This window comes from Chlorogloeopsis fritschii PCC 6912 (assembly GCF_000317285.1).
Lineage (GTDB): Bacteria > Cyanobacteriota > Cyanobacteriia > Cyanobacteriales > Nostocaceae > Chlorogloeopsis > Chlorogloeopsis fritschii.
This window is the reverse complement of sequence record NZ_AJLN01000016.1, coordinates 1-13,926: the sequence shown is the minus strand read 5'-3', so window position 1 is coordinate 13,926 and position 13,926 is coordinate 1. Positions and strand designations below refer to the sequence as shown.

Annotated in this window: 17 protein-coding genes; 6 read left to right on the top strand and 11 right to left on the bottom strand. The window is 42.7% G+C overall.

Annotated elements, in window-relative coordinates:
• Positions 1–520 precede the first annotated feature (520 nt).
• The 10 genes from UYC_RS37350 to UYC_RS38715 form a co-directional block, all read right to left on the bottom strand.
• On the bottom strand, positions 521–715 hold the full coding sequence (locus tag UYC_RS37350; protein ID WP_127011310.1) for a hypothetical protein: 195 nt from the start codon (positions 713–715) through the stop codon (positions 521–523).
• 133 nt (positions 716–848) lie between these two features.
• Positions 849–1,094: a hypothetical protein gene (locus tag UYC_RS0100895; protein WP_235083045.1), complete on the bottom strand. Its 246-nt coding sequence runs from the start codon at positions 1,092–1,094 to the stop codon at positions 849–851.
• 261 nt (positions 1,095–1,355) lie between these two features.
• Positions 1,356–1,484 (bottom strand): hypothetical protein, encoded by a 129-nt coding sequence (locus UYC_RS39805; protein ID WP_268744015.1) that lies wholly within the window; start codon positions 1,482–1,484, stop codon positions 1,356–1,358.
• A gap of 139 nt (positions 1,485–1,623) precedes the next feature.
• Positions 1,624–2,019, bottom strand: coding sequence for a metal-sulfur cluster assembly factor (locus UYC_RS0100890; RefSeq protein WP_016877512.1), 396 nt, complete (start codon positions 2,017–2,019; stop codon positions 1,624–1,626).
• A 97-nt stretch (positions 2,020–2,116) separates the two neighbouring features.
• On the bottom strand, positions 2,117–2,278 hold the full coding sequence (locus tag UYC_RS40285; RefSeq protein WP_392408703.1) for a hypothetical protein: 162 nt from the start codon (positions 2,276–2,278) through the stop codon (positions 2,117–2,119).
• Between the two features lie 439 nt (positions 2,279–2,717).
• Entirely contained in the window at positions 2,718–2,879 is a 162-nt protein-coding gene (locus UYC_RS37345; RefSeq protein ID WP_157171193.1) for a hypothetical protein, read from the bottom strand.
• A gap of 86 nt (positions 2,880–2,965) precedes the next feature.
• Complete coding sequence (locus UYC_RS0100880; protein WP_016877510.1) at positions 2,966–4,093, bottom strand: amidohydrolase family protein; 1,128 nt, start codon at positions 4,091–4,093, stop codon at positions 2,966–2,968.
• 51 nt (positions 4,094–4,144) lie between these two features.
• A complete protein-coding gene (locus UYC_RS0100875) occupies positions 4,145–4,888 on the bottom strand; it encodes a carboxymuconolactone decarboxylase family protein (RefSeq protein ID WP_016879196.1) in 744 nt (247 codons plus the stop codon).
• 12 nt (positions 4,889–4,900) lie between these two features.
• Positions 4,901–5,467, bottom strand: a complete 567-nt coding sequence (locus tag UYC_RS0100870; RefSeq protein WP_026087659.1) for a hypothetical protein — start codon at positions 5,465–5,467, stop codon at positions 4,901–4,903.
• 196 nt (positions 5,468–5,663) lie between these two features.
• Positions 5,664–5,834, bottom strand: coding sequence for a VOC family protein (locus tag UYC_RS38715; RefSeq protein WP_016877507.1), 171 nt, complete (start codon positions 5,832–5,834; stop codon positions 5,664–5,666).
• 142 nt (positions 5,835–5,976) lie between these two features.
• On the opposite strand from UYC_RS38715, the gene UYC_RS37335 reads away from it, so the two are divergent.
• The 5 genes from UYC_RS37335 (at position 5,977) to UYC_RS0100845 (ending at position 11,515) form a co-directional block, all read left to right on the top strand.
• Positions 5,977–6,126 (top strand): hypothetical protein, encoded by a 150-nt coding sequence (locus tag UYC_RS37335; RefSeq protein ID WP_157171192.1) that lies wholly within the window; start codon positions 5,977–5,979, stop codon positions 6,124–6,126.
• A 627-nt stretch (positions 6,127–6,753) separates the two neighbouring features.
• Positions 6,754–8,142: an ATP-binding protein gene (locus UYC_RS0100860; RefSeq protein WP_016877506.1), complete on the top strand. Its 1,389-nt coding sequence runs from the start codon at positions 6,754–6,756 to the stop codon at positions 8,140–8,142.
• A 64-nt stretch (positions 8,143–8,206) separates the two neighbouring features.
• Positions 8,207–9,667, top strand: a complete 1,461-nt coding sequence (locus UYC_RS0100855) for a catalase (RefSeq protein WP_016877505.1) — start codon at positions 8,207–8,209, stop codon at positions 9,665–9,667.
• 13 nt (positions 9,668–9,680) lie between these two features.
• The gene (locus UYC_RS0100850) at positions 9,681–10,343 is read left to right on the top strand and encodes a TMEM175 family protein (protein ID WP_016877504.1); all 663 of its coding nucleotides are present in this window, start codon (positions 9,681–9,683) and stop codon (positions 10,341–10,343) included.
• 11 nt (positions 10,344–10,354) lie between these two features.
• Positions 10,355–11,515 carry an MFS transporter gene (locus UYC_RS0100845; protein WP_016877503.1) on the top strand — a complete coding sequence of 387 codons (1,161 nt, stop codon included), beginning with the start codon at positions 10,355–10,357 and terminating at the stop codon, positions 11,513–11,515.
• 92 nt (positions 11,516–11,607) lie between these two features.
• Here the strand turns inward: UYC_RS0100845 and UYC_RS37330 are convergent, their stop codons facing one another.
• On the bottom strand, positions 11,608–11,763 hold the full coding sequence (locus UYC_RS37330) for a hypothetical protein (RefSeq protein ID WP_157171191.1): 156 nt from the start codon (positions 11,761–11,763) through the stop codon (positions 11,608–11,610).
• 493 nt (positions 11,764–12,256) lie between these two features.
• On the opposite strand from UYC_RS37330, the gene UYC_RS0100840 reads away from it, so the two are divergent.
• Positions 12,257–13,240, top strand: coding sequence for an NAD(P)/FAD-dependent oxidoreductase (locus tag UYC_RS0100840; protein ID WP_016877502.1), 984 nt, complete (start codon positions 12,257–12,259; stop codon positions 13,238–13,240).
• Positions 13,241–13,926: the final 686 nt, after the last annotated feature.

Sequence of the window (13,926 nt, the reverse complement as noted above, 5' to 3'; positions counted from 1 at the left end):
GTGCAAGCAGACTCCAAAATGTTCTGCTGTTTTTCCTAGCACTTTGTATATGAAACAACGGTGCTTTAACTTTTTACCGAAGTATACAGCGTTGTTCAGATAGAACTTAGGCACCATTTACAGAAAATCATATGTTTCAGACGTTGCAAATCCCCCCAATCCTCCTTAAAAAGTGTAGGGCTGTTTCATTCCACAAAGGAGAAGATTTTGTCAATATCAAAGCAAGAGAAATCTGTGGGCACACGTGATGCAAGAATAATCATTTTGGCACAGAACATTGAGGGCAAGTCTCCTACCCTACTCTGCGAGAAGGGCTTTGCCCAACGGCGAACGGAGGAGCTTCGCTAACACTCGCACAATCGATAGATTGGCAGGAATGCTCCCCATGCGTATAGTCAAACGATCCTCATCAAAAACCATATCCTTAACCCAATGCAGACTTCTCAATCGCCCAATGTCTGCGAATTCTTTGGGCAAAATCAACTGCTGAAAGCACGCCACCAGTAATGTAGTAAGAAACTTAGTGATATGGTTTGCCTGCAGGAGTACCAATTCTTTCAACTTTGATTAACGACTTCAAGCCAATCCATTGTTGACTGATACCAGTTAAATCATTGAAAATTTGTACAGTACTTGTTGTGACTCGATTTCGAGTTCGTTGGATGTCTTTGCCCATCTTTTGTTCTAAAGTCTTTAACTTGCTGCAGTTGTTCAATCAAATTTGCAGCCATTGTTTCTCATCCCTCAACGCTTGTCATTTTACGCCTTTTAGAGAATGAAACAGCCCTACCATTAAAAAGTGGGGCTTTGCGTAAGTTATAAAAGTTGATAAAATTAATCTTTCAAAACTACGGGGATTCAGAAGTAGAACCACCCGTCCGCACCCATTCATCGATAAGGTGATATAGAACAGAACACATTGTGACTCGCTTTTGTGCGCAGAGGGCTTTGAACTGAAGCTTTAGAGATTCTGGGATATATCCCTTTACATTCTCATTATCTTGGTTAGAGCTAGACCAATTGACAAGGTATTCAGGAAAAGGTCCACCTGCTTGTATCCATTTACCGATCAGATCCTCTAGAACCGAACTCATCTGCAATTTTCTTTGAATGCAAAGAACCTTGAATTGAAGCTTGAGATATCTCGGCACAGCTCCCTTAACAACGACATATTGCTCAGTGTTTCTATCGACCACAATGCCACACAAGCTTAGAGGATGTACGAAGAGTCTCAATTGTTAGGCTACTCGCCTGACCATAATAGAACTTACGCATTGACAAAATAGACAAAATGTGGAGCAAAGAGCAAAAAGAAGATAAGATTTTTCAATTAAATGATCGCTAATCACTAGGACTTACGGATTGACAAAAGAGGCAAAATGTATGTAAAAACATGGCTGAATCAGGATGCGATCGCTATCTACAAGGGGCGGAACTTGGTTGATAACATCCAAAAGAGATAAAGCCTTGCTTGTACTCTTCATAACACCATTCAGCCAATTAGTATGTGGCACTGAACCAATAAAGATGAAAGACCTGGTTGCTAGAACAGAGAGCCTCTTTTGGAAAGAGTTATATTAATAGTTGAAGGAACTTCCCAGCCTCGATGTGAAATTTAAGGTTTTATCTCAACTGCTGTCTTTGCAACGCAGCTGACAGAAGCTTTTCATTATGTTCCTCCAACTTTGATTTAGCCACCTCGCTCAAATTCTCAGGAGTCCAATCCATGTTCTTATCCCATTCTAAGCTGATACTTTCAATTTGCTGATATACTTCTAGTCGCTCACGGATTTCCCTCTCAAAATAGGGGAAGTATTCACATCCTGCAGAGGTAAAACGAATCCGTAAAAACACTTTCCAAGTATTGTCTACAGGTTCAACATCGATACTGCAAATAAGCCCCATATCTACCATTCCAATTGAGAGACCCCGAGCCAGCCCACAGGGGTCGTAAACCTCATTCATCTTAGTTTGAACCAAAGCAATTACATCTTCTTTAGTTTTGAGTGAATTGTTCATGCTTTAACTTCTCTACTCACTAGTACTTTGTCAAGTTTGAATTGAGGGATTAAGGCGCTTAAGTTTAATCCGTGCATCTGCTGTGTAAAACTGCTAGTCAACAGTCCGCGAGCCTTGATTTCTCTGTGTCACCCAAGCAGTAACTTCTGTGATTAAAGTTGTGTGGATTGCTCTCCGGTTGGGGTTTACGGTTGATTGTCGCTTCTAAACCAGACTCCACAAATCGCCGTTTTAGCCGTTCAATCGTTGTAACACTAATATCTAATGCTTTTGCGATCGCTCCATCTGTCCAACTTCCCCCTTCTTGATTGATGTCAGCTTTCAGTAATACACGCGCAAGGTTGATTTTGTAGGCATTTTCTTTACCTTTAGTTGTGAGTTTTTCGTGCGTATTCTCTCTGTTCTAAGGTTAGGTCAACAAAGTATTTTTTCTTGGGCATCACACACAGCACCACATCCAGTCTTTATAGATTAACGTGTTTTTTTAATCCCTCAATTCAAAGTTGACAACTAGTCTATCAACTTTGAATTGATGGATTCAGATGGGAAAAGAAGGACAAGGGAGACAAGGAGAAAAAGCTTTAAATTTTATCCATCAAATCAACCTTGTCGCTCTACTAGTTTCCATCGCTGAGACTGCTGTTTGTTTTATAGCTATCGCCAGTAGTATTAGGACACAGCATGTTTTAGAATAAAGTCTATTGCCTGCCGCAAGCAAGGGAAGTGAGATACAGTCTTGCGAATACGACTTTTGAGCCAAGCCCAACACTTCTTTCAACTGAATTTGGGTTCATAGCCGCAAGGAAAACTGCTGCTATAAGAATAGGGTTAGCGATCGCTCCTTGGGCTTGGCATGACACTTCTTTAATGCACTACTAATCTCCTCGCTTACCTGCGGAATATAGGCTTAAGACATCAGCCACCCAAGATACCGTTGACCGGAAAATCATCTTCTACTCGCAATTTTATTGACACTTCCTATGCGGGCACGATGTGAACTCCACGGTTCCGCTTTACCCTTAGCTTTCAGGCGACTCCATCTATCATTTTTAATTCGGTTTTTGATCTGCTCAATGTCTATACCGTGAATCCGTGCCATGTTTTCACCGAGGATTTTCCTTTTAATTTCCAGTGTTAACTCCGGATATTCATATCCTTCACGTAGATCCTCAGGCATCTCAAAGGCTATAAATGCCTTGATAATTGGATCGGGATGATTTAACACGCATCCAGAGCTAAAAAGTAACTGCTCTGGCTTGCCATACTGTAGCAATTTCCCGATAATGTGGGCAAATCGGCGAGGCTGGCGTACAACTAAACCCATCGTGGATTCTAGATTGGCGTAGACGTTGGGATGCATCTGCATTTGTAGTGCTGAATCCTCTAAAAAAGCCCAGCCGGTATGCACAACTTCAAATGTCATGTCAGGAAACACTGCTGCCGCAGTTGAAATGTCTTGGACGTTGACCACGTCTGAAGGTCCAGGTCCTACAGGTTGTGCTTTGTGAAAGGCTACATGTTTGACTCCCAATTCACGAGCTTTTTCAAAGAGCTTATATGCATTTTCTGGATCGTCATAAAACATCGAGACCATCTTGTTTGACTTGATGTCAAACATACCATTGGAAGGATAGAACTTAAAGCCAACCGCTCCCTGGCTCACTCGTTTTTCCATGTGGTCAAAAAGTGCATTTTTGTCTTCTGCGAAGGTATCTACCTCTGCATAGAGTAGTACGCGGTCAGGAGCTAAACGCTTCAGTTCAACATGAGTATCCCAAGGGCTAGGTCCATTCTGGAGAACCGCCGAGATCTGAACACTGTGGGCGACCACCATGTCCAAATCGGATTCGACAAACAAGGCATGAGCAAGATCCTCCGCTTGCCAACGCTTTGTAAACTCTTCAAAACCCAGCAAATAACCAGGTTCTAGAGATTCTAATGATGCATGGATAACCTGATGCCAAAAATTTTGTACATCCTGAAACTTATCTGGAGGATAGCTTCTGACTCTGTTCTCGTTTGAGAAGTCAAAAGCGTGTACCGCTGCATCAATTACAAAATTGTTCTCAATCATCGTAATATAACTTGTGAGCTAAGAATGTAACTTGCAAATAACGACAAATTGTTATTTACGTGAACCTGCAAGTGGTTCTGCGATTTGAGAATCTAGTCTGGTAAAATGTGCATTGAGTGCTTCGAGTGCATTCCAGACTCTTAAGAAGCCAACATCAACCGTTAGGTACATGATCATCTCGCGTACCTGCTTTTGTGTCATCCCATTTTGGAGGCACAAGTTGGCATGGAAAGGAAAAGGACCATCTGCACTTAATGTCTGCTGGCACACATCGCCTGAAATAGAAATATAGACCCGTTCCATTGGTGTCAAACCAGGACGTCCCCAAACCTCACCTGCCATACGTGACGAGAGATCGCCATACTGAGGTTCAAATGCTATCAGTCCATCTTTGACATCGGTATCTAATATCCAGTTATGCTCTGGCTTGGGGTGCGAAACCTTATCTCCAGTGAGATACAGACCCTTTTTGTCGAATTCTGTGTAAATTTCCTTCAGCCTGGCAATTGTTTCAAAACACTTCGGGTAGGCTCCGTATACTCCCATATGCAAGATTGCTTCTTTCACGTCCTGGCGAGTCGCACCATTTTCTAAGGCCATTTTGATGTGGAATTCTAGTGGGCCGTATAGTGTTTGTTCGCAAACATCGCAAGCAATGGACATGAAAGCACGCTGTTTGAGAGTCAGACCGGAACTTTCTTGGACTCCACGAGCATACCACTCTGTCAGACCGCCAAAAGCTGAATTTATCTCATTAAAAGCTTGGAATACTTCTGTAACATTAGATTTTTTCATCACGATTAACCTCTAAGTGGTGATTAACTTCATTAGTCTCTCGGATGCAAAAACATCCCTGTAAAAGGTCAGCTGCTCAGTTTTGAGGTAGCATCCACCTCTATGCCCACGACGCAGATATGTCACATTTCCCTTAGCTAAAGTTTCATTTGTTTCGTCGTCAAGACATTTCCATTCAAAATAGACAGTTTCACCATGAAACATCACAATGGGCCAAACCATAGTTACCTCTGGTTGAGCAATAATTGCCCACCAGTTTGCCTCTCGTTTTGTCCCTGCTGTTTTGCCGTAAAAAGGCCCATCTTGACAAAAGTAAACTAGATTATCGGTGTACTCGCCTGCTAGTAGATCACCTCTAGCTTGCCGCAAAGCTTCACAGTGAGTTGGCCACCATTCCTTATTCTCTTTTTCTATGAGTTGTAAGGTGTATTCGGGAGTAATTTCAGGTAAAGTTGGTTTTTGAAGTGCAATATACTTCTCAGCATCACTGATGAGTTTTTTCCCTAGATCGTCAGGAACAAGTCCTGGTCTAGAATAATCAGCTGATAAATCTTTGTAGTAGTTATTTCGCTTCTGCATATCAAGCCTCATTGTTTTGATACATCCCTTAAGCGACTCCTGCTTATATTAGAAGGGAACTGATGCAGACTATTGATTATGTTTCAGTGCAACTTGCTCAACTAATTAAGCACTTCCTTTTTGATATAGATGTTTAAATCTTGACCCGCATACCGTAGTCTGGATCAGCCTTATAGAAGTGGGAAATTTGCCGAAGTTAGAATTCTTGCTTGGCAGTTTTCATTTCATTGACAAGGTTATCACCAGACGGACTGTTTCCTCTTCCTTCATTCTCAATTTCACCGCCTGTAAGGTCACGGTAAAACTCAATCGAGCGGTCAAGATCGCGGACAGAAGCGCTGATATGGTTAACGTGGTTCAGTTGCATTCTTCATGCTCCTTTTGTTTGTTGCGTGATAAGTCAATTCCAATTTTCAACTTCAAAAAAGTTTTAACAAGCGAACATCCGGATGTTAAGGATGAACTTATGAAGCTTAGGGCGTGTCTGCAAATCACGGTAATCTCGTAATATGAGACGTAACTACTTAACAGACGAACAGTGGCAAAGATTGCGATCGCATCTACCACCTGTTTTTACTACAAAATTAAGTAAAGTCACATCTTGCGCCGGAATATTATTCTTCGCTATCGTTCAGAATCTCATGTTTCGCTTCGCTTAATATTAATTTCAAATACGTCACTGACAGCGTTCTTTTTTCCTCAATTTAGTTATTTTTATCAAAACTTTATATGCTTAAAAAACACATAGGTGTTGAACCAGCAAAATATATACTTTTTTAATTTCATATTTAACTTCCTAATATTCCCTGGAGAAAACATTTTTAAATTGCCAGTATAAAAGACAAGCATTGTTGTGCTGATTGATGAAAGTGAAGTTATCTAGAGTGGAAAGCTTCATTTTGGGCAGCAATGGCTCTTAGTGATTTCTCGATCAATGCTTACCCTACGGGAAACTGACCTCTAGGAGTTTATAGTAGTCAGCGGTCATCCATATACCAGCTGCTTTAGTGAAAAATTGTCCTTCTGCTCCCATCAACTACTACAACATATTCGTAATAACCAAATGTACTGGTTCTGCTGGATATGCTGGCAGGAAATGCCGTTGTTGAGCAAAACTAAGGAGATTAAAAATGACGAATTTATTGATAATTTCCACAACAGAATACGGGTAATACACGGAATATGGCAGAAGCGATCGCCTTTAGTGCTATGCCAGTCACCAATACTTAAGTCTCAGTAAAATTTGCGGAAGATGTAACAAAATAGAAACTGTCTAGGTTCTTGCGATGCTTGAGGCATTACGTAAAATACCCCTGTTTCAAGAATTAACAGAGGAGCAACTTCAGTACCTAACACAGGGTATTCAGGTCTGGCTGAATCCAGGAGAAATGCTGTTTAATCAAGGAGAGCCAGTCGAACTCTTTTATGTGGTACTCGAAGGAACTGTGCGGATTTCGAGAAAGATTTATAACCAGGAGCTTTTTTTAAATACATACGATACTGGTATGTTTTTAGGAGAAGTTCCTCTACTTACGGGTACGGTTCACTTGGCAAGTGGGCAAGCAGTATGCAGAAGCCATGTGTATTGTATAAAAAAAGACGATTTTTGGCAGATGCTCGTAATCTGTCCGTCAGTTAGAAAAGTTATACTTGGTTGTATGGCAAGGCGAATGCAAGAGTTGCAGGTCTTATCCCAACAGCACGAGAAACTCATATCCTTGGGTACACTGGCCGCTGGTCTTGCTCATGAGATCAACAATCCAGCATCAGCAGTACATCGGGTTGCGGAACAGTTGCGCACTCCAATCGCGATATTAGAAGCCTTTGCACTTAGGCCGATTGAGCAACACCTCACGCCAGTTCAACTCCAGTGCCTCTCGAAGCTAAAGCGTGATGCTATTAAGCACTTCACTACTCCCAACCGTTTAGATCCATTGACTCAAATTAAGCTGGAAGACGAATTAGCGAACTGGCTGGAAGAGCACGATATTGCCGATGGATGGATCTTCGTTTCTACCCTAGTTGCAGCTGGAATTAACACTACTGAATTGGAATCGATTAGATCGCAGGTGAGTGTCAATGCACTTAGCGATGTGCTGAACTGGCTGGAGGCAACGCTGAGTGTAATAAGTCTGCTGGATGTGCTCGAACAGGGTACTACTCGCATCTCCGAGCTAGTTAAGGCTGTTAAGGCGTATTCCTACATGGATCAATCTCCACTGCAAGAGGTAGATGTGCATGAGGGTCTTGAAAGTACACTAACCATCCTCAGTTATAAACTAAGAAAGAAGAGCGGCATTGTTGTAACACGCGAGTACGACCCGAATCTGCCGCGCATTAGTGCATATGGCACCGAACTTAACCAGGTTTGGACGAATCTAATTGACAACGCTATCGATGCGCTAGGCGAATCTGGGCAGATTTGGGTGCGCACTGCACGAGAGATTGACTACGTGCTGGTGGAGATAGCAGATAATGGACCAGGCATTCCTCTGGAGATTCAGTCCCGAATCTTTGAGCCGTTTTTTACAACGAAGGAGGTCGGTGCAGGGACGGGATTAGGTCTAGAGATTGCCTATCGTATTGTAGTGTTTCAGCATCACGGAGACATTCGCTTGTTTTCGGAACCAAGCAACACAAGCTTTAAGGTTCGTCTGCCCATCAATCAATCCTAACCAGGATATGTGTTGACACAAAATCCTCTAACAAAAGCGTTACAAAATTATTGGAACTTCAATCATGGACGAGAATCAAAATAAAAAGATATTGACTACAGATGCAGGAATACCAGTTGCTGATAATCAAAACTCGCTGACAGCCGGACCACGAGGTCCACTGCTCATGCAAGACTTTTACTTAATTGAGAAGATAGCCCACTTCAACCGTGAGCGCATTCCAGAACGGGTGGTTCACGCTAAAGGTTCTGGAGCTTATGGCATTTTTACCGTTACAAACGACATTACACAATATACAAAGGCAAAACTTTTTTCACAAGTTGGCAAACAAACCGAAGTCCTCGTTAGGTTTTCCACAGTGGCAGGCGAACGTGGTGCTGCTGATGCAGAGCGAGATGTGCGTGGCTTTGCCCTCAAGTTCTACACTGAAGAAGGTAACTGGGATTTAGTCGGGAACAACACTCCTGTCTTCTTTGTGCGCGATCCGCTCAAATTCAGCGATTTCATCCGCACCCAAAAGCGCAACCCCAAAACCAATCTACGTAATCCTACTGCCATGTGGGACTTCTGGTCACTCTTACCTGAAAGTCTGCATCAAGTAACAATTCTGTTTAGCGATCGCGGATTACCTGCAAGCTATCGTCATATGAATGGCTATGGTAGCCATACTTTTAGTTTCATTAACACAAACAATCAGCGTTTTTGGGTCAAATTTCATCTCAAAACTTTACAGGGTATTCGCAACCTCACGAATGAGCAAGCCGCTAAGATTATTGGAGAAGACCGCGAAAGTTTTCAGCGTGACCTATTCTATGCGATTGAGCAGGGTAATTATCCCAGATGGCGTTTCTTTGTACAGATTATGCCAGAAGCGGATGCACAAAAGACACCTTACAATCCTTTCGATTTAACTAAGGTTTGGCCACATCAAGATTATCCTCTTATTGAAGTGGGAATTATTGAACTCAACCACAATTCAGAAAACTATTTTGCCGAAATTGAACAAGTTGCCTTTGCTCCCTCCAACGTCGTGCCGGGAATTTCCTTGAGTCCAGATAAAATGCTTCAGGCACGCATCTTGTCCTACACTGATGCCCATCGCTATCGGCTGGGTGTCAACTATGAAAGTTTGCCAGTGAACTGTCCCCATGTAACTGGGAAGCATACCTACCACCGTGATGGCTTGATGCGCTTTGACGGTAATGATGGTGGGTCGGTTAACTATGAACCAAATAGCTTTGGGGGGCCAGTAGCAAATCCACAGTATCAGGAACCGCCATTGAAGATTTTTGGTGATGCAGATCGTTACGATCACCGCGTTGACAACGACGATTACACTCAAGCAGGTAATCTATTTCGATTGTTGCCAGAAGACTCAAAACAGCGGCTATTCGGCAACATTGCAGACTCAATGAAGGGTGTACCACAATTTATCATCGAAAGACAACTTGCACATTTTGCCAAGGCAGATCAGGCTTATGCTGAAGGAGTTGCTCAGAGAATGTACGAAAAGATAAATACTTGAAGGAAATGGCTTAATGTCTCAGTCTTTCATTCAACAGCGAACATCACTGATGAGTCTCAACCGCTTCGAGGCATTCAGTGATGGCGTATTCGCGATCGCAGCGACTCTACTCGCGATTGAAATTCGGATTGCCGATCTTTCTCATGCTTCGCCGACAGCGATTTGGCGAGAACTCTTACATCTTGTGCCACATGTCCTGACCTACGCAACGAGTTTCATTGTAATTGGTGTGATTTGGCTAAATCACCATGCCCTATTTCATTTTCTCAAACGGGTGGATCGAATCACGTTAACGCTGAATTTATTTCTGTTAATGTGTATTGCATTTATTCCATGCTCGACAGCGATTGTGGGGCAGTACAGCCAGTATCCAAGCATTGTTGGCTTTTATGGATTTTCACTCGCGATTACTGGATATGTTTACAATGCACTTTGGTTTTACGTTCTAAATAGGTATATCAAGAGCGAAAACTTGATTCAACGACATATTGTTCGTCAAGCGTCAATTTGGAGCATGGGCTATCCAATTTCATATTCTTTGGCTGCAACCCTAGCGTTGGTTAATGCGACACTCAGCCTTCTTTTGTGTGGTGCTATCTCCTTATTTTACCTATTACCTGGTGCGATCGATCAACAGCTTGCTTGCTTTGATCGAGAACTTGCAAAAGACGCTTAAGTTGAATCCGTATGACCCTTCAAATATTTTGGTTAATGGCAATTACGTGTGCCGTTGCCGTTGCCAATCTTTACTATAATCAGCCGATACTTGCGGCGATTGCTGAAAGTTTCAATGCCAGTGCCGATCAAGTCGGCTGGATTCCCACACTCACTCAACTGGGGTATGCGTCTGGACTGCTACTTTTCGTTCCGTTAGGGGATCGACTAGAGCGTCGGCAACTAATTGTGACGATGCTACTCATCACCGCAAGCGTTTTGATTATAGCTGCACTCTCTCCAAACCTCAACAGTTTAGTCGTGGCAAGCTATGGAATTGGAGCAACGACGATTGTCGCGCAGATTCTGCTGCCGTTTGCCACTGAGTTAGTTCCACCGAATGCACAAGGCAAAATCGTAGGTAATCTGATGAGTGCCTTGTTTGTCGGCAGCTTGCTTGCAAGACCAGTAGGTGGATGGCTCGGAGAACAATATGGCTGGCGCAGTATTTATTGGAGCGCGGGTGGTGGGATGACTGCATTAGCGATCGCGTCTGCTCAATTGCTCCCGAAAAGCCAGCCCACCCTAAAGCTGACCTATTTACAATTATTGCAATCGCTATGGGGATTAGTGAAATCGCAGCCCGTCCTTCGCGAAGCCAGTTTAATTCAAGCGATACTGTTTGGTGCGTTGAGTGTGTTTTGGTCAACATTGGCGTTTTTGTTAACGCGCCCTCCTTACTCGTATGGCAGTAATGTGGTTGGTCTGTTCGGCTTCGTTGGAATTGGAGGAATTTTAGCAGCTCCGGTATTAGGACAAATTGCCGATCGTGGAACAGCAAAGACCCTACGATCAATGGTCGGCATGGCGCTCTTAGCTTCAATTGCAGCGTATCTAATCTTTTGGAAATTTGAAACTCAGGTGTGGGGCTTAATCGTGGGTAGCATGTTACTCAACTTGAGTAGCCAAGGTGCTTTAGTTGCCAATCAAGTCAAAGTGTATAGCTTGCTTCCCGATGCTCGCAGCCGACTTAATACCGTGTTCATGGTCTCCACATTTTTAGGCGCATCTTTGGGATCGGTCGTTGGAACTTATGGTTGGAGCGCTTTTCAGTGGACAGGCGTTTGTCTTGCTGGGCTCCTGCTTATCGGCATCGCAGGTATCTGGTTTGGAACAATAGATATCTCTACGTAATCATGACTTGAAACCACGCTGAGAATGCTAAAAGCAATGCCGAGGAGAATATGAAAAATGCAATCTTTAGGAAAACGCGTGTTCATTCATCATTAGCAGATTGCTAGACGGATTGTTGGCAGGAGTTTTGCTTTAAGCAATTGCTTGGGACGTAATGATTTACGAACGTTCTCTTCATCAACTCGATAGCCGTGGCGGCAGCATTGTGCTGCAACCCAAGTTTTTGAGGTATTCCAGCAGGCGGGCATTCACTATGAAGAAGCGCTCAGAGTCGTCGCCTATAAACGATATTACTTAAATCGCAACAGCAATGTTGCCCATCCGATGCTGATGCATGTTATTTCTACAACATTTGAGATTTAAAAATAATACTTGCGCTTTACTAAGCAAACCAAAAAGTTAATTTGACTATTATTTACCAATTAATTGTTGGAGGTGTAGAATAATCATGCCTTTACAGAGAAAGTTCTACAACTACCAAATTGCTCGCTACAAATCCTATGACTTTAAAGCCTCATAATAAAATGGCACTAAGATAAGCGATCGCAACTCAACCAAGATATAACGCTTGTGATCTTTGACCAACTTAGCTCCGTCATAGCCTACATCCCCTACTATCTCTGTGCTTTTTACCTACTGGTTATCAAAAATGGCAGCATTCTTGAGTTCGTTGCCGTCCTTATTAAATCTTAAATTTGTCAATGTCCTATTTAAAATTCAAGTTGCTATGAGGACAAAGCTATGAAACTCACAAAACGAACTCTTGCAGAACATACTGACCACATTTATGATGCAATTGTTGTTGGTGGCGGAGCAGGTGGTTTGTCTGCTGGAATTTATCTACAACGTTATCTCCTCTCCAGTCTAATTATCGATAAAGGCAAAGCCCGATCATTCTGGATGCAAGAACTGCACAATTACGTGGGTTTGCCTGCAGACACACCTGGTCGCACGCTGCTTAAGCAAGGTAGAGAACATTACTTATCCCTTGGCGGAGACCTTCTTGATGGTTATGTGGAAGAAGTAGTAGATGAAGGAGAAACCTTTGCCGTGCACGTCAAAGTTGGCAGGCAAGATAGCGTCTATCAAAAGTTCCGTTCCAAATACCTAATTGTGGCTAGTGGTATTATTGACTACTTGCCAGAGATGGAAAATATGCAAAATGTTTACGATTATGCTGGGTACAATCTGCACGTATGTCTCATCTGCGATGGCTATGAAATGGCAAACAAAAAGGTAGGTGTGTTTGCAAATAGCAACAGTAATGCAGAAGTAGTCTTTCCTCTTGGTTGGTTTACACCCTACATTACCTTGTTTACCCAGGGGAAATTTGAGGTGGCATTCCAGTTGCGTCAGAAATTACAGAAATATGGTTATAAGTTGGTGGAAACACCTATTAAGCAATTTTTGGGCAAGAACCACCAGATGAGTGGAGTAGAACTGGAAGATGGTACAGTGATTGAGTTAGAAGCTGGATTAATCTCAATGGGTTCAAAATATCACGCCGATTATCTCCAAGGATTCAATCTGGAAAAGCAGGGTGGTAATTTGGTTACGGATAAGATGGCTTGTACCTCCCATCCCCGAATTTTTGCAATTGGGGACCTCAAAGTCGGACTAAATCAAGTAGTTATTGCAGCAGCTGATGGAGCGCTTGCTGCTACACAAATCTGGCGGGATATCCGTCGAAGGCATTGTCAAGTTAATGAAGGGAGCAGCAGATAGTAGAATCTGGATACCCCTCGGTTCCTTACCTCTAGTGCACATCCACCATCGCTTTCTCACCGAAATCATTAACTATGCAGTTTGGTTGTATTTCACCTTTCCGTTGAGCTACGGCGATGTCAAAAAAACATGCGATCGCGTTGTCAGAAAGAGCGCAAGCGAATTTTGAAAATCTGTCAAAAGAAAGAACTTCTTAGTTTAAAGGGTTTCATGTTCGGCAGCCCGCACAACAAAAGGGAAAGTAATCACAAGCCCTTGAAGCTTTTTAGAAGCAGTGAAGACTCAGTCGAGCGCAGTTTCAAGTTCCTTGAGTGCATCTACAAATAAACCACTATCTGTGTAGTCCGAAAAGCTAGTGAGCCGCAGATAGCCAATTGATGGATTGAGCATTCCAACACCTCAAAATTCGTCTAAGGATTGTTTGTTACAGCTTGATCGCACACCGATGATTTTCTGGGAATTTGTCGAAATACGATATCGGATACTGTGCCCGCGATGTGGATGCGCTCGGAGTTGTTTGAAGCACTGGGTCTGATTGTATATTCCTTTTAGTTATTTTTAGAAAGTATTCCAAGCTCATACTTATTCAGCAAAGAAATTATTTCTATCATCTGTACAGATTCTCACAAGCTTATGAAATCAGTATTAAATCTCCATTAAAACAAATACTAAATTCCTAAATCATA